Origin of the sequence: Novosphingobium sp. Gsoil 351, from assembly GCF_009707465.1 — a bacterium.
GTDB lineage: Bacteria > Pseudomonadota > Alphaproteobacteria > Sphingomonadales > Sphingomonadaceae > Novosphingobium.
This window is the reverse complement of sequence record NZ_CP046120.1, coordinates 3,756,386-3,778,295: the sequence shown is the minus strand read 5'-3', so window position 1 is coordinate 3,778,295 and position 21,910 is coordinate 3,756,386. Positions and strand designations below refer to the sequence as shown.

At 64.0% G+C, this 21,910-nt stretch carries 18 protein-coding genes, 1 tRNA gene and 1 pseudogene; 14 read left to right on the top strand and 6 right to left on the bottom strand.

Annotation, left to right across the window (positions count from 1 at the left end; translation table 11 throughout):
- The 3 genes from hemC to GKE62_RS18165 are packed head-to-tail and all read left to right on the top strand — an operon-like array spanning position 1 to position 2,553.
- Positions 1-963 (top strand): hydroxymethylbilane synthase, encoded by a 963-nt coding sequence (gene hemC, locus GKE62_RS18175; protein ID WP_154693458.1) that lies wholly within the window; start codon positions 1-3, stop codon positions 961-963.
- Positions 960-1,691 (top strand): uroporphyrinogen-III synthase, encoded by a 732-nt coding sequence (locus GKE62_RS18170; RefSeq protein WP_154693457.1) that lies wholly within the window; start codon positions 960-962, stop codon positions 1,689-1,691. Before hemC ends, GKE62_RS18170 begins: the two co-directional genes overlap by 4 nt.
- A gap of 58 nt (positions 1,692-1,749) precedes the next feature.
- Positions 1,750-2,553 carry a hypothetical protein gene (locus GKE62_RS18165; protein WP_230206814.1) on the top strand — a complete coding sequence of 268 codons (804 nt, stop codon included), beginning with the start codon at positions 1,750-1,752 and terminating at the stop codon, positions 2,551-2,553.
- A 1-nt stretch (position 2,554) separates the two neighbouring features.
- Here the strand turns inward: GKE62_RS18165 and GKE62_RS18160 are convergent, their stop codons facing one another.
- Complete coding sequence (locus GKE62_RS18160) at positions 2,555-3,007, bottom strand: hypothetical protein (protein ID WP_154693455.1); 453 nt, start codon at positions 3,005-3,007, stop codon at positions 2,555-2,557.
- A gap of 104 nt (positions 3,008-3,111) precedes the next feature.
- The gene (locus GKE62_RS18155) at positions 3,112-3,744 is read right to left on the bottom strand and encodes a PadR family transcriptional regulator (protein WP_230206813.1); all 633 of its coding nucleotides are present in this window, start codon (positions 3,742-3,744) and stop codon (positions 3,112-3,114) included.
- Positions 3,745-3,851: 107 nt separating this feature from the next.
- Between GKE62_RS18155 and GKE62_RS18150 the strand changes: the two genes are divergently transcribed.
- From GKE62_RS18150 to GKE62_RS18130, 5 genes are all read left to right on the top strand, one after another.
- A complete protein-coding gene (locus GKE62_RS18150; protein ID WP_154693454.1) occupies positions 3,852-5,168 on the top strand; it encodes a replication-associated recombination protein A in 1,317 nt (438 codons plus the stop codon).
- Positions 5,161-6,030, top strand: a complete 870-nt coding sequence (locus GKE62_RS18145) for a hypothetical protein (RefSeq protein WP_154693453.1) — start codon at positions 5,161-5,163, stop codon at positions 6,028-6,030. The genes GKE62_RS18150 and GKE62_RS18145 overlap by 8 nt, the downstream gene beginning before the upstream one ends.
- Positions 6,031-6,047: 17 nt before the next feature.
- Positions 6,048-6,123, top strand: a tRNA-Thr gene (locus tag GKE62_RS18140).
- A 254-nt stretch (positions 6,124-6,377) separates the two neighbouring features.
- A complete protein-coding gene (locus GKE62_RS18135; RefSeq protein WP_154693452.1) occupies positions 6,378-8,132 on the top strand; it encodes a hypothetical protein in 1,755 nt (584 codons plus the stop codon).
- A 118-nt stretch (positions 8,133-8,250) separates the two neighbouring features.
- Positions 8,251-11,151, top strand: coding sequence for a DNA methyltransferase (locus tag GKE62_RS18130; RefSeq protein ID WP_154693451.1), 2,901 nt, complete (start codon positions 8,251-8,253; stop codon positions 11,149-11,151).
- A 569-nt stretch (positions 11,152-11,720) separates the two neighbouring features.
- Here the strand turns inward: GKE62_RS18130 and GKE62_RS18125 are convergent.
- Positions 11,721-12,023, bottom strand: a complete 303-nt coding sequence (locus tag GKE62_RS18125; protein ID WP_154693450.1) for a hypothetical protein — start codon at positions 12,021-12,023, stop codon at positions 11,721-11,723.
- Positions 12,024-12,670: 647 nt separating this feature from the next.
- Here GKE62_RS18125 and GKE62_RS18120 point away from each other — a divergent pair.
- From GKE62_RS18120 to GKE62_RS18110, 3 genes are all read left to right on the top strand, one after another.
- A complete protein-coding gene (locus GKE62_RS18120) occupies positions 12,671-12,871 on the top strand; it encodes a DNA-binding protein (RefSeq protein WP_154693449.1) in 201 nt (66 codons plus the stop codon).
- Between the two features lie 38 nt (positions 12,872-12,909).
- Positions 12,910-14,556, top strand: coding sequence for an AAA family ATPase (locus GKE62_RS18115; RefSeq protein WP_195908524.1), 1,647 nt, complete (start codon positions 12,910-12,912; stop codon positions 14,554-14,556).
- Between the two features lie 497 nt (positions 14,557-15,053).
- Positions 15,054-16,463: a D-Ala-D-Ala carboxypeptidase family metallohydrolase gene (locus GKE62_RS18110; protein ID WP_154693447.1), complete on the top strand. Its 1,410-nt coding sequence runs from the start codon at positions 15,054-15,056 to the stop codon at positions 16,461-16,463.
- 671 nt (positions 16,464-17,134) lie between these two features.
- Here the strand turns inward: GKE62_RS18110 and GKE62_RS18105 are convergent.
- The 3 genes from GKE62_RS18105 to GKE62_RS18095 form a co-directional block, all read right to left on the bottom strand.
- Positions 17,135-17,422: a hypothetical protein gene (locus tag GKE62_RS18105; RefSeq protein ID WP_154693446.1), complete on the bottom strand. Its 288-nt coding sequence runs from the start codon at positions 17,420-17,422 to the stop codon at positions 17,135-17,137.
- Between the two features lie 57 nt (positions 17,423-17,479).
- Positions 17,480-18,685, bottom strand: a complete 1,206-nt coding sequence (locus GKE62_RS18100) for a site-specific integrase (RefSeq protein ID WP_154693445.1) — start codon at positions 18,683-18,685, stop codon at positions 17,480-17,482.
- Between the two features lie 179 nt (positions 18,686-18,864).
- Positions 18,865-19,476 carry a 2-hydroxychromene-2-carboxylate isomerase gene (locus GKE62_RS18095; RefSeq protein WP_230206812.1) on the bottom strand — a complete coding sequence of 204 codons (612 nt, stop codon included), beginning with the start codon at positions 19,474-19,476 and terminating at the stop codon, positions 18,865-18,867.
- 99 nt (positions 19,477-19,575) lie between these two features.
- Between GKE62_RS18095 and GKE62_RS19915 the strand changes: the two are divergent.
- The 3 genes and pseudogenes from GKE62_RS19915 to GKE62_RS18085 form a co-directional block, all read left to right on the top strand.
- Positions 19,576-19,749: pseudogene (locus GKE62_RS19915) on the top strand (pimeloyl-CoA dehydrogenase large subunit); the annotation flags it as partial.
- Positions 19,750-19,861: 112 nt separating this feature from the next.
- The gene (locus tag GKE62_RS18090; RefSeq protein ID WP_370516027.1) at positions 19,862-20,773 is read left to right on the top strand and encodes an acyl-CoA dehydrogenase family protein; all 912 of its coding nucleotides are present in this window, start codon (positions 19,862-19,864) and stop codon (positions 20,771-20,773) included.
- Positions 20,774-20,785: 12 nt separating this feature from the next.
- Positions 20,786-21,907 carry an acyl-CoA dehydrogenase family protein gene (locus tag GKE62_RS18085; RefSeq protein WP_154693443.1) on the top strand — a complete coding sequence of 374 codons (1,122 nt, stop codon included), beginning with the start codon at positions 20,786-20,788 and terminating at the stop codon, positions 21,905-21,907.
- Positions 21,908-21,910: the final 3 nt, after the last annotated feature.

The window sequence follows — 21,910 nt, the reverse complement described above, 5'->3', positions numbered from 1 at the left end:
ATGACCCCTTCGTCCGACCGCCCGCTCCGCCTCGGCACCCGCCGCTCCCCGCTCGCGCTCGCTCAGGCGGAGGAAACCCGGGCAAGGTTGTGCGCCGCGCACGGCTGGCCCGAGAGCGCGGTCGAGCTGGTAACGGTGATCGCCAGCGGCGACCGGGTGCAGGATCGCCCCCTGTCGGAGATCGGCGGCAAGGCGCTGTGGACCAAGGAACTCGACGCCTGGCTCGACGAGCGCCGGATCGATGCCGCGGTGCATTCGATGAAGGACGTCGAGACCGTGCGTCCCGCTTTCCTTACGATCGCCGCGATCCTGCCGCGCGAGGACGTACGCGACGTGCTGGTCGGCGCTGCCTCGATCGCCGCGATTCCGGCCGGTGCGCGGGTCGGCACCAGCGCCCCGCGCCGCGCCGCTCAGATGCTTCATGCCCGGCCCGACGTGACGGTCCTGACCTTCCGCGGCAACGTCGCCACGCGGATCGCCAAGCTGGCCGCGGGCGAGGCCGACGTCACCCTGCTCGCCGCCGCGGGGCTGGCGCGGCTGGGCGAGAACGGGGTCGGCACGCCGCTAGAGTGCGACGACTGGATGCCCGCCCCCGCGCAAGGCGCGATTGGGATTGAATGCCGCGCCATCCTTGGAAAAGCACAGGATGACCGGGATTTACAGGTACACGCTTGGCTCAGCGCGATCGATCATCCCCCGAGCCGCGCCGAAGTAATGGCCGAGCGCGCGCTGCTCGCCGCTTTGGGCGGCAATTGCCACAGCCCGGTGGCGGTGCTGTGCCGCCATGGCGACGACGGAATCGACATGCGCGCCGCGCTGTTCAGCGAAGACGGCGCGGCGCGGATCGAACGATCGGTGCGGTTTGCGCCGGATGATGCGGACGGTCCGGCGCGGCTAGCCCGCGAGATGCTGTCCGCCGCCGATCCCGAGATCGTCCGCCTGTTCGCGGGACCGGGAGGGTGAAGCCCAGGCCGCTGCTGGTCTTTCGCCCGGAGCCTGGCAACGCCGCAACGTTGGCCGCGGCCAAGGCCTTGGCGCTTCCCGCTTATGGCGAACCGCTGTTCCGGATCGTTCCCAGGGCATGGGAAGGTCCGGCGGCAACCGGCTTCGATGCGCTGTTGATCGGCAGCGCCAATGTTTTGCGGCACGGCGGGGCCAAACTTGGCGCATATGCCTCGCTGCCGGCCTACGTCGTGGGCGAAGCGACTGCCGATGCCGCACGCCATGGCGGTTTCCAGGTCAAGGCAATCGGCAGCGGCGGGTTGCAGAATCTGACCGCCCAGCTCGCACGCGATGGACGCCGCCGCGTTCTCCGCCTCGCCGGAGACGAGCATGTCCCCCTGTCTCCAGAGCCAGGCACGGTCGTCGAGACGGTGGTCGTGTACCAAGCCGAGCCGCTTGCGCTGAGCGAGGCTGGCGCCAGGTTGCTGGGCGAAGGCGCTGTGGTTCTGCTCCACTCCGCTGCCGCAGCCCGCCATTTCGCTTCCGAGTGCGGGCGTTTGCGGATCGCGTGCGACAACATCGATCTCGCCTGCCTCGGCCCACGAATCGCGGAGGCGGCAGGTTCCGGGTGGGCGTCCGTCGCGAGCGCGGCACGGCCGGACGACGGCGCACTGCTGGCCTTGGCCGCACGGATGTGTCAGACTGCGCGCTTCGGGGAAACGGACGCAAAAAAACGGAATGCTGGATGATTATCTGAACCAGCCGTCGCGCGCTGCGGCGCGAGGCCGGACGAGCGGGAGATTGCTCGTGCTAGCGCTGATTTGCGCGGTCGCGCTGGGCGGTGCGGGCGGCCTTTGGGCGGCGAGCCGCCTGGGCTGGATCGAATTCACCTCCAAACCGGCTACCGGCGCGACGGTTACCGCGCCGTTCGCCTCCCCAACGCCCGCCCCGAGCGCGGCGGATCTTGAATCCGCGCAAACTGCGCTGGGCGTGCGGATGGCCGAGCTCGAACAGCGCATGACCCGCCTCAACCTCGAAGCCGAAGCTGCATCGGGCAATGCCGCGCGTGCCGAAGGGCTCCTGATTGCCGCCGCGGCCAGACGCGCGGTCGAGCGAGGAGCACCGTTAGGATTTCTCGAAGACCAGCTCAAATTGCGCTTCGGCAACGCCCAACCCAACGCGGTCACCACCCTGGTCGAGGTATCGCGCAGCCCGGTGACGCTTGACGCGCTCGAACAGGGACTGGCGGCGTTGGAGCCGACGCTGGTCGCGCCGCCACGCGACGTCAACGTGGTTACGCGGGTCCGGACGGAGCTGGCGAGCCTGTTCGTGATCCGCCGCGCCAGCGCGCCCTCGCCCGCGCCCGAGCAGCGCTATGGGCGCGCGCGGACCTTTCTGGAAACCGGGCGCGCCGAAGCCGCGATCGACGAAGTCCGGCGGATGCCGGGCCATGACGCCGCGGGCAACTGGCTGGCGCTTGCCGAGCGCTACGTCCGCGCCCAGCGCGCGCTGGATCTGATCGAAACCGCCGCGATCCTCGAGCCGCGCGACCTCAACGACGGCAGCGGCGCGCCGGTGACCACCCCCAGCGCGGCCGCCTCGGCGCCTTGAATTAAGTCAGCACGCCATCGGTGCGCATCTTGCCGGCGTACCACCAGAAAAACGCCACCGCGGCCAGGATCACCATCGGCAGGATCGGACTAGCCACCAGTCCCGCAGAATATTGCCAGGCGAAGCTGACGAGAGCCGCGACGAAAGATACGGCGAAGGCGGCGGCGGCGTGGCGCGAGCGGACCAGAAGCAAAACCGCCCCCGCGAACGAACCCCACACACCCAACGCCCAGCACGACGTCGCCCACACCGGCGCGGCGTCGATCTTCGCCAGCATCTCGGCGTCGATCTGACCGATCCACGCCGGATTGCGAAGCTGGGTCATGGTGTAGTCGATCGCGCCGAAGCTGTTCCACAACAGTCCGACCGCGGCGACCGCCCAGAAATGCCAAGGGGCCGCGGGTCGATCGCCGTCTTCTTCGAGCAGCGCTCCGTCTTCGAGCAAATCGGCCATGCTTCCCCTCCCCAGGCGACCACGTGCGCCATGATACCACTACGGCGCGGGCAACGCGAATCGCGTCGGCCCGCGCCGCGACCGGCTTGCGAGGAAAGCCGTGCTTACAGCCGCTCGATCTTGCGCGCGGCTTCGTCGAGGATTTCAGCGACCTGGTGGACCGTCTCGGCATCGAACCCGCTCTGGGCGCGCCCGCGCAACGCGGCGAACAGGTTGCCGACCGCGCGTCCGATCGGTGGGGCGCGGTGCGCGTCGTCGTCCTCGTTGAGCGCGATGAGCCGAGCGACCAGCGCTTCAGCCTCGTCCACTCGGTCAGAAAGTTCGGTCTGACCTTCCGGGGTGATCGTGAAGGCCTTGCGCGGGGTATCGTCGGCCTTCTCCGCGATCATCCCTTCGTCGAGCAACAGGCTGAGCGTAGGATAGACCACCCCGGGGCTCGGCGCGTAGTTGCCCCCGGTCAGCTCCTCGATCGCCTTGATCAGTTCGTAGCCGTGGCGGGTTTCGTCACCGATGAGCTTGAGCAACAGCAGGCGGAGTTCGCCCCCGGCGAACATCCGCCCACGCGGCCCGCCCCGGCCGCCGCTGCGCTGGCGTGGCCCAAAGTCATTGGCGCCATCGCCAAAGCTCCATTCCCAGGACCCTCCGCGACCCCGGCCACGTCCGCCCATCATCATCGCCAGCATCGGCCAGCCCGGACCGCGTCCGCGGCGGCCTTCGTAACATCCGTGCATGCGCATTTGCGCGTTCCTTTCGTTATGCATCTAAGATGTCACTAAGATATATCTTTATTGGCGCCCTGCAAGCCCCGATGCAATTTTTTCCATCGCGCCTATCTTGGGCCGCGATGGCCGACCTGTTTGCCGCCGATTTGCCGCACCAGCCCGCCGATAGGCCGTCCAAAGACGCGCCATTGGCCGACCGTTTGCGCCCACAGACCCTGGCCGAGGTCGTCGGGCAGGAGCACCTGACCGGCCCCGAAGGCGCGATCGGGCGTATGGTTGCGGCGGGCAAGCTCTCGTCCATGATCCTGTGGGGACCGCCGGGCACCGGCAAGACCAGCATCGCCCGGCTGCTCGCGGATGCCGTCGGGATGCGCTTCGTCTCGCTTTCGGCGGTCTTCTCGGGCGTTGCCGACCTCAAGAAGGCGTTCGCTGAGGCCGAGACGATGGCCAAGGCCGGGCAGCGCACGCTGCTGCTGGTGGACGAGATTCACCGCTTCAACCGCGCCCAGCAGGACGGTTTCCTGCCGTTCGTCGAGAACGGCACCGTCACCCTGATTGGCGCGACCACCGAGAATCCCAGCTTCGAGCTCAACGCCGCGCTGCTCAGCCGCGCGCAGGTGCTGATCCTCCACAGGCTCGATCACAAGGCGCTGTGCCAGTTGCTGGAAAAGGCCGAGGCCAACGTCGGCAAGCCGCTGCCGGTGACCGCCGCCGCGCGCGATGCGCTGGTCGCCGCAGCCGATGGCGACGGGCGCTTCCTGCTCAACCAGGCGGCGACGCTGTTCGACATTGGATTGGACCAACCGCTCGATACGGCGGGGCTGTCGCAGTTCCTCCAGCGCCGCGTCGCGGTCTACGACAAGGACCGCGAGGGCCACTACAATCTGATCTCGGCGCTGCACAAGGCGCTGCGCGGCTCGGATCCGCAGGCCAGCCTCTATTACCTCGCGCGGATGCTCGTCGCCGGCGAGGAGCCGCTGTTCGTGCTGCGCCGTCTGACCCGCGCCGCGGTCGAGGACGTCGGCCTCGCCGATCCGCAAGCGTTGGTCCAGTGCCTGGCCGCCAAGGACGCCTACGAGTTCCTCGGCTCGCCCGAGGGCGAGCTGGCGATCGTCCAGGCCTGCCTCTACCTCGCCACCGCGCCCAAATCGAACGCGGCCTACATGGCGCAGAGGGCGGCGTGGCGCAGCGCGAAGGAAACCGGCAGCCTGATGCCCCCCGCCAACATCCTCAACGCGCCGACCAAGCTGATGAAGGACATCGGCTACGGCCAGGGCTACGCCTACGACCACGATGCCGACGACGGATTTTCGGGCGCGAGCTACTGGCCCGCGGAGATGGAGCCGCAGACCTATTACCGCCCGGTCGAACGCGGGTTCGAGCGCCAGGTCGCGGAGCGGATAGCGTACTGGGACAAATTGCGGCGCGAGCGTGCGTAGGTTCAGCCGGTTCGCGTGCGTCGACTGGTCGGGACAGGCGGTGGCGCGACCCAAGGGGCTCGCCGTGGCGTGGTGCGAGATCGGCAAAAACGCGCCCACGCTCATCGTGCCGGGCGGGGGCTGGTCGCGCGAAGCGATCCTCGAGTGGCTGATCGAGCACGGCGAGACCGGAACCGACATGATCGTCGGCCTCGACCTTTCGCCCGCGCTGCCATTCGCCGACACCGATGCATATTTTCCCGGCTCGGTGGCTCAACCGCGCGATGCTCGAAACCTGTGGAAGCTAGTCGACGATACCTGCGCCGGAGAACCTCACCTCGGTGCCAGCACCTTCGCCGATCACGTTGACTTCGCACCGCATTTCCGTCGTCACGGCGGTCGCGAGGGAGCATGGTTTGGCGGAGGCGCGGGACGCTTTCGCGCGGTCGAGCATCGCCAACGCCTGTGCGGGGTCTCGCCGGTCAGTTGCTTCAACCTCGTTGGCGCGGCGCAAGTCGGCAAGTCGAGCCTGACGGGGATGCGCGTGCTCCATCGACTCGCCGGACGGGTTCCCGTGTGGCCGTTCGATCCGGTGCCCGAACGGGGCCCGCTGATCGTCGAAATCTACACCTCGATCGCCGCACGCGCCGCCGGGGTGCGAAAGGGACGCAGCAAGCTGCGCGATGGCGTGAGTCTTGATGCCACACTGGTGCGACTGGGAAGCCATCCGCACGCTCCGCTGGCGCGCTACGACGATCACAGCACCGACGCGATCCTTACCGCCGCGTGGCTGCGCGCCGTCGCGCACGATCCCGCGCTGTGGAACCCACCCGGTCTCGACGCGGTCCGCCACACCGAAGGCTGGACCTTCGGCGCGCGCTGACGCATGGGGCGACAAGCGCCGGCTTAGCTCAGTTGGTAGAGCACCTGATTTGTAATCAGGGGGTCGCGGGTTCGATTCCTGCAGCCGGCACCATTGCCGAACATCAACTTATTGAAAGTGAACGCGTTTTTCGCGGTGAACTAGCATGGCTCCCACACTTGAGCCCTAGTCTTGCGATAGTTTGTGCCCATTCTGGCTGCTCGTGAGGCGGTCGCCCGTCGCTTCGTGGCTCAAATCTGCATCCGACGTTTCTAGGTGATACCTCTTGCCTGTTCCTGCTGACTTCTATTTGGCCCAAGGTGTACCAGCCGTCCACGCGGCCGGCGACAGGATCGAGGGGTACGAGGTTGTCGCTAGCGCATATCGAAAACGAAATTCGCCGGTTCCTGTCTACCGATGCTCCGGAGGTGCTGTGTATCAAGGGGAAGTGGGGCGTTGGCAAAACTTATGGCTGGCGCGCATTCCTTAGTTCCGCGGTCCAAGCCGAGACACTTAAATTAGACCGGTACGCCTATGTCTCTCTCTTCGGCCTTAACTCTCTTGACGACCTCCGCTATGCAGTTTTCGAGAAAACAGTATCTGGTGCAAATATCGGAAAGGACGCCAACGAAAATACGTTTCGCGATCTAGTTCAAGAACTCGACTCGGTTCGAAAGTTGGGGAAGTTAGTCGAGTGGACCGCTGCGGCTTTCAATCGAAGGGGCGTCACTGATTTATTAGCGAAGTCTGCATTCCTGCTGGTGCGGCGACAAATCGTGTGCCTCGACGATCTCGAACGCGCTGGTTCTGGCCTTGGAGCCCGCGAATTCCTCGGCATCGCATCATTTCTGAAGGAGGAGCGGGCCTGCAAGGTGGTACTCCTTCTCAATGACGAGGAGCTTGACGATCGCGATGAGTTCAATCGCCAGCTAGAGAAGGTTGCTGACACAACGCTGCTTTTCGATCCATCGCGCGAAGAGGCCGTCCGCATTGCGCTATCAACCGCCACCCGCACGGCCGAAGTGCTCGCCCCGCTCATTATACACCTCGGCATAACCAACATTCGAGTCATTAAGAAAATAGAACGGCTTGCAACCCGTTTAATAGACATTCTCTCAGACCACGAAGATACTCTAGTGAACGAGGCAGTTGCAACCTTGGCGTTAGCCAGCTGGGCTGTGCAGCAGCCAAAAATTGCTCCGAATTTGGCATTGATCCGTGGTTACAATGAGCTCAGCTTGACGATGCGGGCAGGACGCGAACCCCTGGACGAGGAAACTGAGCGCTTCCGCAAGATAGTTGCTGACTATCCATTCTCATTTGTGAGTTCAATCGACGAGATAATCATAGACGGTGCTGAAGCAGGGTACTTTCAAGATGAAGAATTAAAAAAAGCGGCATTGGTCCTGGCGGCTGAACACAAAGCTCATGCCCGCGACAGCGAGTTTACCCGCGTATGGCAGGATATGTATCACGGTTCTCTTTCCGTCGACGATGGGGAATTTCTTGACGCTCTTTATACGAGCTCTATCTCAGAAGCTGATTCGATAACTCCCGTAAATATTAATAGTGCGATCAGGGTGCTTCGAGAGGAAGGCCGAGAACAGCAGGCGGATGAGATCATAGCGGCATATGTGTCCGCTCATAATGATGCAAAACCGGAGTTCTTCAATATAGGAAATCATCACTTTAGCGCAGATGACAGGCTCGATCCGGCGCTGCGGCAAGCTTTTGAGAAGCGCCGTGCAGCTTATGTCGACGAGCGAAACCCGCTCGACGTGCTCCGGTCAATCGGAGAAGGGCGCGGTTGGAACGACGCTGACGTGGCTCTTATGGCTAAACAAAGCCCCGAGGATTTCGAGCGTTTGTTTGAAAGCTTGAAGGGCAAAGAAGTGCGGCGCTCAATTGAGACAATTCGCGTACTAGCCCACTCCCATCACGAGGGGAGCAAGTTGATCGACGAGGCCTCTCTTAAGGCACTCCGAAAAATCGCCGCAAAGTCGCCGATGCGTGCCAAGAAGATACGCTCTTATGGCATAGACATTGAAGAGCCCGGTCTGCCGGCCGGAGATGACTTGGTCAATGAAGGGGATGCAGATGACGTGGGGTCGGAGCCTGTGTGATCGCCTTGGTTGAATTCGGCCCGGGTCACTGGTGGGCTCAGTCGTCAAACAAGGCGGATAAAGCCAACAAGCGGTTTGGGCTCGGCTCCCGCATGTCCAGCGGCTATCAGCCTCGGTGATGACTCCGCATGCCTTCACCGCCAAATGGCGCGGCAACGAACTCAAAGAGCGCAGCGCGTCGCAAAGCCACTTCAACGACCTGTGTGCGCTGCTGGGTGTGTTGGACCCGATCTCCGCCGATCCGTTGGGCGAATGGTTTGCATTCGAGAAGGGGGCGAACAAGACCAGCGGTGGCGACGGCTGGGCCGATGTCTGGCGGCGGGGCTGCTTCGCCTGGGAATACAAGGGGCCGCGCAAGGACCTGAAGGCGGCGTTCAACCAGCTTCTGCAATACAGCGTCGCGCTAGAGAACCCGCCGTTGCTGATCGTGTCGGACATGGACCGCATCCGCATCCACACCAATTTCACCAACACGGTGCAGGAGGTCCACGAATTCACGCTCGACGACCTGCTCGACGCCGCGCAGCGCGAGCGGCTGAAGGCGGCATTCACCGATCCCGACGAGTTCAAGCCAAAGAAGACCCGCCAAGAGCTGACCGAGGAAACTGCCGCCGAGTTCGCCGGACTCGCCCAGCGGCTCCGCGAGCGCGGCCATGATGCCCATCAGGTGGCGCACTTCGTCAACCGGCTGGTGTTCTGCATGTTCGCCGAAGACGTCGGCCTGCTGCCCGACAAGCTGTTCACGAAGATGCTCGAAGTCAGCCGCCGCGATCGGGATGAGTTCGCCGGGAACGCGCGGACGCTGTTTGGGGCGATGGCCAGCAAGGGCGGAAAGGTCGGCTTCACCGCGATTGACTGGTTCAACGGCGGGCTGTTCGAGGACGACCATGTCCTGCCGGTCAGTGGCGACGACATCGAGCAACTGCTCAAAGCGGCCCGGCGTGACTGGTCGCAAATCGATCCTTCGATCCTTGGCACGTTGTTCGAGCGCGGGCTCGACCCGGCCAAGCGCAGCCAATTGGGCGCGCACTATACCGACCGTGCCAAGATCATGCTGATCGTCCAGCCGGTGATCATCGACCCGCTGGAAGCCGAGTGGGCCGAGGCTCTGGCACGGATGACTGCACTGGTCGAAAGCGCGCCGCGCCAGACCAAGGACAAGCTGCTGCGCGGGGCCGAGTTGGCGAAGCGGACCAAGGCGCTGGCCGAGGCTGAGGCGGTCCACAGCGCGTTCGTCGAGCGTCTGGCCAACTTCCTCGTGCTCGATCCGGCATGCGGCTCAGGCAACTTCCTTTACGTCGCGCTGCGCGCGCTCAAGGACATCGAGCACCGCGCCAACCTCGATGCTGAGGCGCTAGGCCTGCCACGCGGCTTCCCGCGGGTGGGGCCGGAGTGCGTTCTCGGGATCGAACTCAACCCCTACGCCGCGGAACTGGCGCGGGTTTCGGTGTGGATCGGCGAAATCCAATGGATGAACCGCAACGGCTTTCCCGTGGCGAAGAACCCGATCCTGCGTCCGCTGGAGACGATCGAGTGCAGGGACGCGGTGCTGAACGACGATGGCACGCGCGCGGAATGGCCGAGCGCCGATGTGGTGATCGGCAACCCGCCGTTTTTGGGCAACAAGAAGATGATCGGCGAGTTGGGCGAGGATTACACCCGCGCGCTGCGCAATGCTTGGCCCGAAGTTCCCGGCGGCGTCGATCTGGTTTGCTACTGGTTCGCGAAGGCTTGGGCGATGATCGTGGCAGGGAAGTTGCAGCGAGCCGGGCTGGTCGCCACCAACAGCATTCGTGGCGGCGCGAACCGCGAAGTGCTCAAGCCGATTGTCGAGGATGGCCGGATATTCGATGCGTGGAGCGACGAGGGGTGGACCGTTGAAGGGGCAGCGGTGCGGGTGTCGCTGGTTTGCTTCGACTTGCAGATCGAGGAATTTGGCAGGCTTGATGGTCAATTTAGCCATCGGATTTCTGCCTCACTGCGGAGTGACGCCGCAGATGTAGATGCATCCAGTGCCGCGCGCATTCCATCAAACTTAGGAATTAGCTTTCAAGGACCCGTCCTCGTGGGCAACTTCGACATAGACGAGAGTCTTGCAGGAGACTGGCTTCGCAGGCCACAGAACCCAAACGGACGAACCAATGCGGCTGTCTTGCTGCCGCTCCGCAATGGTCAGGATTTAACGACCAGACCACGTAACAAGTGGGTCATCAATTTTCGAGACGCGTCAGAGGCGGAAGCCAGTTTGTTCGAAGCTCCATTTGAGTATGTCTTGAAGACGGTCAAACCTGAGCGACTTCGATCTAACGACCGCCAAAGGCGCGAAAAGTGGTGGCGGCTCGGTCGGAGCGGCGCAGCCTTCTTCGGCGCGATCGATCCGCTGTCACGCTATATAGCCACGTCACAAGTGGCGAAGCACAGGATCTTTGTTTGGCTGGCGCCGACGGTTCAGCCGCATCAAACAGTTATCGCCATCGCGCGGGACGACGACACCAGCTTCGGCATTCTGCATTCGCGATTTCACGAACTCTGGGCGCTGCGCATGGGTACATCGCTCGAAGACCGCCCGCGCTATACACCCTCGACGACCTTCGAGACCTTCCCCTTCCCCAAGGGCCTCACCCCTGACCTCCCCGCCGCCGCCTATGCCGCTGATCCGCGCGCGCAGGCCATCGCAGCCGCGGCGGTGCGGCTGAACGAGCTACGGGAAGCCTGGCTCAACCCAGCGGACCTGATCGTGCGTGTGCCCGACTTCGTCCCCGGCTATCCGGACCGCATCGTGCCGGTGGGCGATGCGGCGGCGAAGGAGCTGAAGAAGCGCACCCTGACCAACCTCTACAACGCCCGCCCGCAGTGGCTCGCCAACGCCCACGCCGCGCTCGACCAGGCGGTTGCCGATGCCTACGGCTGGGGTGATGACTGGCGCGCTGGGCCGCTTTCCGATGATGAAATCCTTGCCAGGCTGTTTGCACTCAATCAGGATCGCGCGGCCGTTGGCGGACGACGAGGTGATGAATGAGCATGGTGCTTGCCCTGGCGGTTGCACTCACCCCCGTGGCGGAGCGGGAGTCGGTAACGAAGCACCGGCTCAAAGCGGCCTACACGCTGATCATCACGGGCCCACGCAACATGACACGGATTAACTATCCGAACGCAGCCCAGTGCGAGCGAGCCCGGCAAGCAATCGCTCGGCAAAATCAAGTCACCATTGGACCGGACGGGTCCATTCACGGGTCTGGCGCGCTCTCTGCCTATTGCGTGCCTTTGTAACCGCGCTTCGCGTTCTTCGTCACTGCCGGTCCACTCGGCAACCGGGAATTTTGGGGCCCCTTAGCCGCGCACCGACCGTCTCGGCAGCAATCTCTTTGAGCAGCCAGATTGCTTGGCGCCCTTATAGATGCAATGAAGTGGGCGCTTCTGTGGGAGCCAGCAACTGATCCATCGTAAAAACTGCATCGTTTCAGTTATATAAAAACAACTGCTGGCTCCTAAGATAGGACCATCCAGAAGCCGGCCTCCGCCCGCGCGGCGCGACGCGAAGCCACGGGTGCGCCCAGCCCGGCTTGGGGCGGGGCTCCGCTCCTAACGCTATGCCGCCGCGAGCATCGCCGCCAGCAGCGGCGGGATGGCGCGCAGCTCGAACTTGCCCACGCCATCGATCACGACGAACTCTTCGACCATCTCTGGCCTGCCGATCGCCAGCCGCTCGACCAACCCGGTGAACGCAGCAACACGCACCCCCAACGGCGAGCGATCCTTCGACGCCCACGCTTCACACAAGAGCGCGCGGCCTTCGTCGTTGGCCCGTGTGTAACTGGACGTACCAAAGCGCTCGAACTCGGTGGCGTCGCGCTCTTCGTAGGTCGGAAATTGGATGATGGTTGCGGTCATGTCGGTGCTCCTGCGCGCCGTAGGTCGGCGCCAGGCGGACGGTGAAGCGGTTACAGATCGTCTGTCAAACCTGGCTATGCCGACCGACGCCAGCCAACAAAGCGGAGCCTATCGGAACCTACTGAGGCTGGGCAGAGGCCGTCGCGCGAGGACCGTCCGACACATCGGAAGAAGCGGCCAACTATCTGCCCGGAGCGGTACGACATTTATTTTCATGGTGCGCTTGCCAGGCCGTTTCGCCCCCCGGCATGGCTAGAGGGGCGGTGAGGACGGTAGGGGCGCGTGGCGCGACGGAGCACAGGCGCCGCGCGCTCCCGAGGTGGCGGGGCGGCTGGCCTGGCAGGGTGGCTGCTGTCACCGCGCGGCCCGGCCCACCCCCCGACCCCACCCGCGAGCGCACCGCCATTTTCGATCCCGGCGTCCCGCTCTAATTTTCTGGCGCCGAACCCTATTTCCCCCAAGTTGTAGTAACTATCATCCCGCTCTGGATATATGACGAGATTTCGTGGAGCGTAACGAAAATAAATATCTGGCGATCTTCCAAGACTTAGGAAGTTACGACCACTACGTTAGTTCCGACATCGTATTCTCATTCATTCCAACGTTGCCTATGCGTTGCCACACACAGTGGCTGGAGCGTGACAGCGATGAACTTGGACTTGGTAGAGCCTATTGCGGACGATCCGGCCGCGGCCGCCAAGCGGCTCGGAATATGCCGGGCGCAACTCTACGTCGAGCTTGCGGCCGGTCGGCTGGTCGCCCGCAAGGCCGGGCGCCGCACCCTCATCGCGCGGGTCGAGCAAGATCGGTGGCTGGCGGCGCTGCCAATCAAGGCGATTGCGGCGTGAGGGACGATGTTGGCCCGACAACGCGGGGTGCCTTCGACATGGAGCGCTTCGTCGCCGCGGAGGCAGCCCTCGCGGAGCCCGACGAGGACTTCCATGTGCTGGGCATTGGGATCAATTTTGAAGACGGCTCTGGCGAAATCGAAAGCTGGCACGATCCGCAGGGTTGGGACCTGCACGACGACGACGAAACGAACGCCCTCTTGATCAAGCAGGTAGAGTTGGAAGCCCTGGCCGCGCTCAGACCGTGGGTTTCCCACTATGCGAGCCTGGGGCTCATGTGCGCCGGAAACCTCGCGGAGAGCCTATTGGACGGCCAGCGCGACGACTTCGGAGGCGGCCCCGAATTCTACGTCGTGCACCGTAAGGACGACGCCCCCGAAGATCTTGTCGCTCTCGGGGATTTCCCGGAATTCACCGTCAAGCTCGCCGCGATGCCCGGCAAGGAGCTAACAGTTCGCCCCTTCGTCCGGCCCATCAATGCGACAATACTTTTCAACGCTGCTCGCCAAGGCATCGCGCCTGGTCTGTGGTGCGACGAGGTCAACAGCGAGCTGGCGCCGTTGCCGGCCGAGGAGCGCGACGATTGGCTGGCCCGACGGTGCCTTCCGGGCTCGACACTCGCGAGAATTATGAAGCGATGGACCCGATCCGGCGGCGATATTGAGCTGTTCGGCATGGTTGGTTCCGCCGAAGAGCGCACGACCGGCAATCAGCCGATTGAGTGGCTCGTGCCGGGCCTGGTCCCCAAAGGAGCGCTAGGACTCCTGGTAGCTGAGCACGAGACCGGAAAATCTACGCTCCTGACCGAGCTGGCGGCTGTGATTGATAGCGAAAGCGACGCGCCACGCATGTTTCTCGGTACTGCGGTCTCGGCACGTGGAGTGGTGGTAACCGTGAGCGGCGAAGACGCCGAGAGCATCATCAGTGACCGCGAGTCTTATTTCGAGGAAGAACACGGCCCGGCTTGTGGGTTCGTCATCGACGCTCGCGGTAAGACACTCGATTACGTATTCAAAATCATTGAGCGGATACCGGAAATCGCTCTCCTTATTGTCGAGCCAGTGACAGTGTTTCTCGAAGGGCGCGAGACCGACAACTCAGATTTATCGAGCTTCTACAATAGGTTCAATGACTTCATTGTTCGCAAGGGATGCGGGGTACTGCTCGCGCACCACGTCGTTAAATCAAAACGGAAGCTTACCTCCTTGGGAGACTTCGACTGGGCGACGCGGGGCGGCGGCGCCAGCATCGATCGAGCGAGAATTGTGATTGGCATGCTCGATCGTGGTCTCGAAACGACCATGGTCGGGATCGTCAAACAGAATTTTCCGCCATCTCAAGCGCTCTGGGCGCCCGTGAAACAAGGTAAGTTGTTCAAGAGGAACTCGGCTACTTTGCGGCTTGAGCCTATCGCCAGCGAGTCGCCGGCCCCCGTGTCCCGTTCGATGGAAGCTGACGCTGCGCGGGTGTTGGGGGTTCTGAGAACCCGCGTCGCGCATGGGCAAATCGTCCGCAGGACTGGCAAGTCGGAACTGTGGGAAGCGAAACTTCCGGAGCTGGCAGATCTTTCCCGCGGCGCAATCCGAAACGCGGTGGCCGCACTCATAGCCTCTGGCCGGATTTGCGATGGGCCGGACGGGTTGCAGATTATCGCGCCCCCTGAGGACGAGCAAGGTGCCAACTAGAGCTAACCCCCCAAGCAGTTGCAGCGTTGCCAGCCCCCATTTTGGCAATGCGGCAACCGGCGGGAGCAGGGATCGCGGGTCGCGGAAATTCAACGACTTAAGGAGATTTGGCGTTGCCAGAGGCGGCGGCAACGTCGGATGCGGCAGGCAGGCTAAACCATTGAAATCAATGCAATTGCCATTGCCGTTGCCGCTTAAGAGAGAAGACGGCTTCCAGCCCGTCGTCTCTTACTTAACAGCGATCGACCGCCGGTGGAGCAACCATGACCAGAAAATTATCGATCAGCCCCGACTACGTTTCCAACCACACCGTGCACCTGCGCCAAGGAGAGGGTCTGTGGGATGCGCGGCGACGTTGGGAAAAGACGACCGGACGACGCGGACTTATCCTTATCCGGTAGCGGGCGACCTGGGTCGGCGCGGCAAGGAGCAAGCCGCGCCGGCAACACCCACGATCGACCTCACCTGTCCGTTGCCTCGCCCATAGGAGACTGCCGATGCCCCGCGCCCCGAACTTCCACTACCAGGATCCCACCGCGGCCATCGGCTCGAGCCTGGTCCGCGCGATCTTCGGCGATCCGCAGGCTGCCGCGCAGCAAGCGCAGGAACGCGCGAAGGCTGACGCTCTTGCCGCGCAGGCGGAGGAGAACCGCGCCCACGCGCGCGTTTATGGCAGTCAGGCCACCGTGCTCGACACCGCGAACGCCGCGCAGCAGGGCTTGCCGGAATTGATCGCCCGGCTTCAGGCGCCGCCGCAGGCCGTGCCGTCGCTGGACGATCCGACGTTTCTCGATGGCGTCGGGACGCGCCCGCCGGTCCCGACCGACGACGAGCAGTTCCGCAGCAATCTCGGCCCGCTGATCGCGTCGATGGCGCAGATGAACGGCGACAAGGTCGACCCGACCAAGATCGTCGGATCGCTCGCCAGCTTCTTCGGCGGTGACGAGATGGCGCGGCGCGGGCTTATCGCGCAGGGGAACACGCCAGGCGCGGCTTTCGCGATCACCCCCGAGCGTGCCGACGAGATTGCCGCGCAGGGCTACGACGCCAAGAATAAGACCGCGCTCGGTGTCGCCACCATCAACAACCGCGACGACGTCCCGGTCGCCAATATCCAGGCGGGCTCTAGCCGCTACGCGGCGGACAGCAGCGCGCGTGCCAGCAACTTCCGCACCGTCACCACGTCGGGCGATCGCCGCTATGCCGTCGACGCCAAGAGCGTCGGGCCTGCGCCGTCGTTCGACACGATCGCGCAGTCGTTCCCTGGCACGAAGATGAACAGCGGGTGGCGCTCGGTCGAGCACAATCGCGCAGTCGGCGGCGTCGAGAATTCCGACCACCTTGGCAACAAGCCGGGCGTGCAGGGCTACGACTTCGACCCAATCCCAGGATGCACTGTCGAGCAGGCGGCCGCCAAGTATGAGCGCGACCACCCCGGCATCCGCGTCATCGACGCGCGGGACGAGCGCGGCAAGCGCGGCCCGAACGGCAAGCCGTTGGGCGGCTGGCACTTTTCGCTCCAGAACACGGTCGCTCCCGCGAAGCCCGGCAAGGGTGGCGCTGCCGCCGCGGCAGCAGACAAGCCGCCGAAGCGGATGACATCCAAAGAGCAGGATATGGTCGATGAAGAGGTCAAGAACCAGCTCGAGGTGTCGGGGCTCAATCCGACCGATGCAATGAAGACCAGCATTCGCGCCGGCGCGGCATACAATTTTCAGCGTTCCGGCAACGCCGTCGATGCGGTGGCCAATTCGATCAAGGCCCACAAGCAACGCGGGGCGTGGCAAAAGCAGGAGGCCGCGCGCAGTGCAGCGAGCGGCAATCGGCTGTCGGTTGAGGAAGCCGCTCGGCTTCCGGTCGGCGCTCGCTTCGTGGGCATGGATGGCGCCCCCCGGGTGCGACAATGAGCGACCCCTACGCGGCAATCGCGACGCCGGTTCACGGAGATGACGGGGCCGACGCCCTGCCCGGCGCGTTCTATTATCTACCGCCGGCCAAGCCTACCCGACGCTCCGTGGAGCCCCGCTCCCTAAAGGTCTGTGGCGCGATCCTGGCGGCAGAGCGAGCCGCAAGGGAGGAAAGCTGGCGCCAGGCGCTCGCAACGCCTTGGACTTGGTTGTGCGCCCGCCTGGCGCGCCTAATGCGGTGGTTCAGAGGCGGCAGTGCACGGTAAGGCCGCCAACTTATCGGGCTGGCTGAACGAGCCCTACGTGCAAGACGTCGTGATCAAGATGCTGGTCGAAGCGGAATGCGTCCTCGTGCTGCGAGACTTCGTTTGCACCGGTTGCATTCCCATTTCATCGGCAAACCGCGTGTTGACCCGCCTACACGATCGCGGCCTAGTCAGGCGGTACAGAATACCGATGCATCGGCCCAGATACTGTCATGCGCGCAAATCCTGTATCACGGACGGGGCCATCCGCTCCGTATTTGCATATCAGTGGGTCGGGGGCTGAAGCCTCCGCCGTGTCGCCAAAATTGTACTGGCGTGGCCGGCACGCGCCCGACGAAGAGTTGCAGGCTAGGGCGAGCTCCGCCCTGCCATTTGGAGGACTCTGCCCCGACTCGCTTTAAGTACCTAGGTCTTTGTGCGTTCCAACGGCAATAGCCCCCGGCTGGCGGAACGGCGCCGCGGCCAGCGAAGGCCGGGCTGGATCATCCGAGCGCGCCCCGCGATAGTGAGCAGGACGAACAGCGCCAGCGGGATCGAGCCTCCCCATATCAGCACGTTATCGCGGGTCGCGACTTGAGCCACGCTTTCGGCGTTGCCGAATAAGTCGCGCTCAATCCGCCGATCAGCGAGCCACCACGCTAGCGCGACGATGCCCGCCCATGCAGTGCCGGCCACCATCCAGTTCCATTTCATGCCACCGCTCCTTAGATCTGGGGCGACCCTGATCTGCTCGCAGTAAGAACTCCGGCCCTAGGCCGCCGCGGCAGACGACATCTCGACCACGTTGCTCCCGCCCGGCGATAGCGATGGAGCAACGAAGCGACCCCAAGCGTTCATCAGGGAGAGCCGCATGTCGCGAAGATCGGAGCGAAGGTAAGCCTGCTCGGTCGCCGTGCCGACCTTATGCGCCAGCGCCATCTCGGCGACCATGGCCGGGACGGTCGGCATCTTCTCCGCGGCCCAGTCGCGGAAGGCACTGCGGAAACCGTGCACTGTCTCCTGGCGATCGGCGAGCCGCATGGCGCGCGTAAGCGTCATATCGCTCAGGGGCTTGCCCTTGGTCGCGCCGGGAAAGATCAGGCCTTCGCGGCCATAAAGTTCGGCAGCGCGGCCTAGTACCGCCACGGCGGCCTCTGACAACGTCACGACATGCGCAGTCTTCATTTTCATGAGGTCTGCCGGGCGTGTCCACGTGTGAGCGTCGACGTTGATGTGATCCCAGCGAGCGAACCTGACTTCGCCGCTGCGAGCGGCAGTCAGTATCGTGAAGAGGAGAGCCAGCCGACCGGGCGTCTCTTGTTTGGAGAGTTCGCCCGAGACGAAGCTGGGAACATCGGCGAACGGCATCGCCGCGTAATTTTTGCCGGGGGCTTGCTTCGCGAGACCGCCGCTGATTTCCCTCGGCAGCGGTAGGGCGTCGGTTCGCCAGCGCTTTGCCTTGGCGAACTGGAGCACCTGCATAATTCGGATGCGAAGCTTCTTGGCCAGCTCAGGCTTGACCGTCCAAACTGGAGAGAGCGCGGCAATGATCTGATCGGAATGCACGAAATCGATGCGGGTATTTCCAATCCGCGGCACGACATGATCGTTGAGGGATTTCTTGAAATCCACAGCGGTCTTCGACGACCAGCCTGACCCCTTTGACAATTCGGCATGGGCTTCGAGCATCGCCTCGGCAAAGGTGGGGATGCGCACTTTCGCGCGGTCACGTTCGGCCCGCGCATCGACGCCCGCCCGTGCCAGCTTTCGCAACCGGGCAGCCTTCTCGCGAGCCTCGCCCAAGGACAGGTCGGCTGGGTATCCGCCAAGCCCAATGTCCTCCCGCCGACCCATGTGTTGAACCCTAAGGACCCAGCTCTTCGCGTTGCTAGGCTTGACCCTCAAGTAGAGTCCCGCGCCATCGCCGTGAACGCCGGGCTTCGCGCTTTTGACCTTCAGATCGGTAAGCTTGCCCATAGATCGTCTCCGCCGGAACCCACGTCAGTTCCCACACAATCGGCGTCCTTTCGCTAGCTGTCAATAGACGTGTATGGACCGCTTACCCAGAAATGCACGATATTGCGTGCCTTTTATGGACTCCTATAGACACCAATTTACGTGGCTGGACGCGAGTTCTATTCCTGCAGCCGGCACCATCAGCCCTGCGCCGATACCCGGACGATTTCCTCTTCGACCTCGCCCAGGCGGTCCTTGCCGAAATACAGTTCGTCGCCGACCAGGAAACTCGGGCTGCCGAAAGCGCCGCTGGCGAACGCGGCCTGGGTGTTGTCGAGCAGGCGCTGTTTCACCTCGGGCGTCTGCGACAGGCTCAACAGTTGCTCGACGGGAAGCCCCGCCCCGGCCAACTCGGCCGCGACGATTTCGGGCTGGCCCATGTCGAGGCCCTTGGTCCACATCGCGTCGAAGATTGCATCGCCATAGCGCTGGGCGAGACCGAGTTCCTGGGCTGCCACGGCGCCGCGCATGAGTTGCAGGGTGTTGATCGGGAAGTACGGGTTGAAAACGAAATCGGCGATGCCGTGGCGCGAAATGAAGCGTCGCATCTCCAACTGGTTGTATTCGGGCTTGTTCTTGATCCCCGCAAAGGCGGTCGCGGGCGACTGGTTGCCGGTGAGCTTGAACAGCCCGCCGAGCAGGATCGGGACGTAGTCGAACTTCCCTCCGGTCCGCTGCGCGATCGCCGGGATCACCCGGTGGACGAGGAAAGCGTTGGGACTGCCGAAATCGAACAGGAACTGGACGCTCACCACAGGCTCTCTCCGGATCAAGACTCGCACCATGGGCGGCAAGCGTTGCGCATTGCAACCGGCATTTCAGCCACTACGGTAGTGCCAGGGAGAGCGACGATGGACCTGGAATTCACCCCCGCCGAAGAGGCCTTCCGCAGCGAAGTGCGCGATTTCTACGCAACCGAGTTGCCCGCCGCGTTCGCGCGGAAGATCCGCCTCGGCCAGCACCTGGACAAGGCCGAGCAGGAGGAATGGCACGCGATCCTGAACCGCAAAGGCTGGCTGGTGCCGCACTGGCCGGTCGAATGGGGCGGGACCGGTTGGTCGGTGGTCGAACGCTATATCGTCGAACTCAGAATCCTCACTCGCAAACGCCCCGCGCACGCTGGCGTTCGGGATCAACATGCTCGCACCGGTGCTGCTCAAGTACGGCAGCGAGGGGCAGAAGGCGCACTGGTTGCCACGGATCAAGGACGGGTCGGACTGGTGGTGCCAAGGTTATTCGGAACCCGGCGCAGGTTCCGACCTTGCCGCGTTGAAAACACGCGCAATTCGAGACGGCGACCACTACGTCGTAAACGGCCAGAAGACCTGGACCACGCTGGGCCAGCACGCGACGATGATGTTCGCGCTGGTCCGCACCGGGCAGAGCGAGCGGCGGCAGGAGGGCATCTCGTTCCTGCTGATCGACATGGCCAGCCCCGGCATCGAAGTCCGCCCGATCATCACGCTCGATGGCGGGCACGAGGTCAACGAGGTGTTCTTCAGCGACGTCCGAGTGCCAGTGGCCAATTTGGTCGGCGAGGAGAACCGTGGCTGGACTTACGCCAAGTATCTGCTGACCTACGAGCGCACCGGGATGGCCTCGGTCGGGGCTTCGACCGCTGCGCTGAACTGGCTGCGCTCGATCGCCGGGAAGGCGCGGCGCAATGGCCAACCTCTGCTCGACGATCCGCTATTTGCCGCCAGGATCGCGCGCGCCGAGATCGAGTTGGCCAATCTTTCAACCACCGCACTGCGCGTCGTCGCCGCGGTTGCAGGCGGTGGCGCACCGGGAGCGGAAAGCTCGATGCTCAAGATCAAGGGCACCGAACTGCGCCAGGAGATCAGCGCGCTGACCCGCCGCGCGTTGGGTCCCCACGCGCAGCCGTTCATGCCCGAGGCGCTTGAGGAGGGCTTCAACGGCGAAGCAGTCGGCCCCGAAGGTGCGGCGGCGGTGACCCCACAATACTTCAACTTGCGCAAGCTTTCAATCTTCGGCGGCTCGAACGAGATCCAGAAGAACATCATATCGAAGATGATTCTTCAGCTGTAAAGGTCTGATGAAATGGATTTTTCGTATTCCGACGAGCGCCGGATGCTGGCCGACACACTGGCCCGGTTCATCGCCGATCGGATCGATCCCCTAAGCCGTTCGCGGCTCGCTGAGACCGCGCCAGGCTACGACCCCGCGGTGTGGTCCGAATTCGCCGAACTGGGCGCCATCGGGGCGTTGTTCGGCGAGGAGCATGGCGGTTTCGGGGGCAGCGGGTTCGACATCATGGTGGTGTTCGAAGCGCTGGGCCGGGGACTGGTTCCCGCACCGGTTCTGAGCGCGCTGATGAGCGGACGTGCGCTCGCGGTCGCAGGGCGCGGCGAAGAGCTGGAAGCGGTCGTGACCGGCGCGCAGGTCGTCGCCTTCACTCATGACGAAGCGGACGCCGGGTACGATCGCGCCCATGTCACGACCCGCGCCGTGCGCGACGGCGACGGTTGGGTGCTCAACGGCGCCAAGAGCGTCGTCCGCGATGCCGAAGGGGCCGCCCTGCTCGTCTCCGCGCGCACGTCGGGCGCGGACGACGATCCCGCCGGGGTCTCGCTGTTCCTGGTGCCCGCCGATGCCAATGGGCTGACCCTCAGCCCCTACCCTTGCGTCGATGGCGGCCGCGCGGCGGAGATCGCGCTGGCCGGCGTCGCCCTGCCCGCCTCGGCGCTGGTCGGCGACGAAGGCGCTGGCGGCGCGCTGATCGGCGAAGCGCTGGCGGCTGGCACGGTCGCGCTGTGCGCCGAGGGAATCGGCCTGATGGAGGTGATCCGCGATGCAACGGTCGAATACTTGCGCACGCGCGTCCAGTTCGGCGAGCCGATCGGGCGCAATCAGGCGCTCCAGCATCGCATGGCGACGGTCTTGCTCGAGATCGAGCAGGCCCGCTCGGCGGTGATCAACGCCGCCGCCGCGCTGGACCGCAACGGTGCGGATCGCGAACGCGTGCTCTCCGCGGCGAAGTATACCGTCGGCAAGACCGGCACGTTCGTCGCCGAAGAGGCGATCCAGCTCCACGGCGGAATCGGGATGACCTGGGAACTGGCGATGACCCACTTCGCCAAGCGGCTGGTGTTGATCAATCACCAGTTGGGCGACGAGGATTACCACCTGACACGCTTCATAGCGCTGGGCCGGGCGGACTGACGG

Excerpts from the sequence above, each read along its gene's own strand:
- GKE62_RS18150 (WP_154693454.1), top strand. The coding sequence starts at position 3,852 with ATGGCCGACCTGTTTGCCGCCGATTTGCCGCACCAGCCCGCCGATAGG.
- GKE62_RS18125 (WP_154693450.1), bottom strand. The coding sequence starts at position 12,023 with ATGACCGCAACCATCATCCAATTTCCGACCTACGAAGAGCGCGACGCC.
- GKE62_RS18120 (WP_154693449.1), top strand. The coding sequence starts at position 12,671 with ATGAACTTGGACTTGGTAGAGCCTATTGCGGACGATCCGGCCGCGGCC.
- GKE62_RS18160 (WP_154693455.1), bottom strand. The coding sequence starts at position 3,007 with ATGGCCGATTTGCTCGAAGACGGAGCGCTGCTCGAAGAAGACGGCGAT.
- GKE62_RS18100 (WP_154693445.1), bottom strand. The coding sequence starts at position 18,685 with ATGGGCAAGCTTACCGATCTGAAGGTCAAAAGCGCGAAGCCCGGCGTT.
- GKE62_RS18155 (WP_230206813.1), bottom strand. The coding sequence starts at position 3,744 with ATGCGCATGCACGGATGTTACGAAGGCCGCCGCGGACGCGGTCCGGGC.
- GKE62_RS18130 (WP_154693451.1), top strand. The coding sequence starts at position 8,251 with ATGACTCCGCATGCCTTCACCGCCAAATGGCGCGGCAACGAACTCAAA.
- GKE62_RS18085 (WP_154693443.1), top strand. The coding sequence starts at position 20,786 with ATGGATTTTTCGTATTCCGACGAGCGCCGGATGCTGGCCGACACACTG.
- GKE62_RS18110 (WP_154693447.1), top strand. The coding sequence starts at position 15,054 with ATGCCCCGCGCCCCGAACTTCCACTACCAGGATCCCACCGCGGCCATC.
- hemC (WP_154693458.1), top strand. The coding sequence starts at position 1 with ATGACCCCTTCGTCCGACCGCCCGCTCCGCCTCGGCACCCGCCGCTCC.
- GKE62_RS18115 (WP_195908524.1), top strand. The coding sequence starts at position 12,910 with ATGGAGCGCTTCGTCGCCGCGGAGGCAGCCCTCGCGGAGCCCGACGAG.
- GKE62_RS18105 (WP_154693446.1), bottom strand. The coding sequence starts at position 17,422 with ATGAAATGGAACTGGATGGTGGCCGGCACTGCATGGGCGGGCATCGTC.
- GKE62_RS18090 (WP_370516027.1), top strand. The coding sequence starts at position 19,862 with ATGCTCGCACCGGTGCTGCTCAAGTACGGCAGCGAGGGGCAGAAGGCG.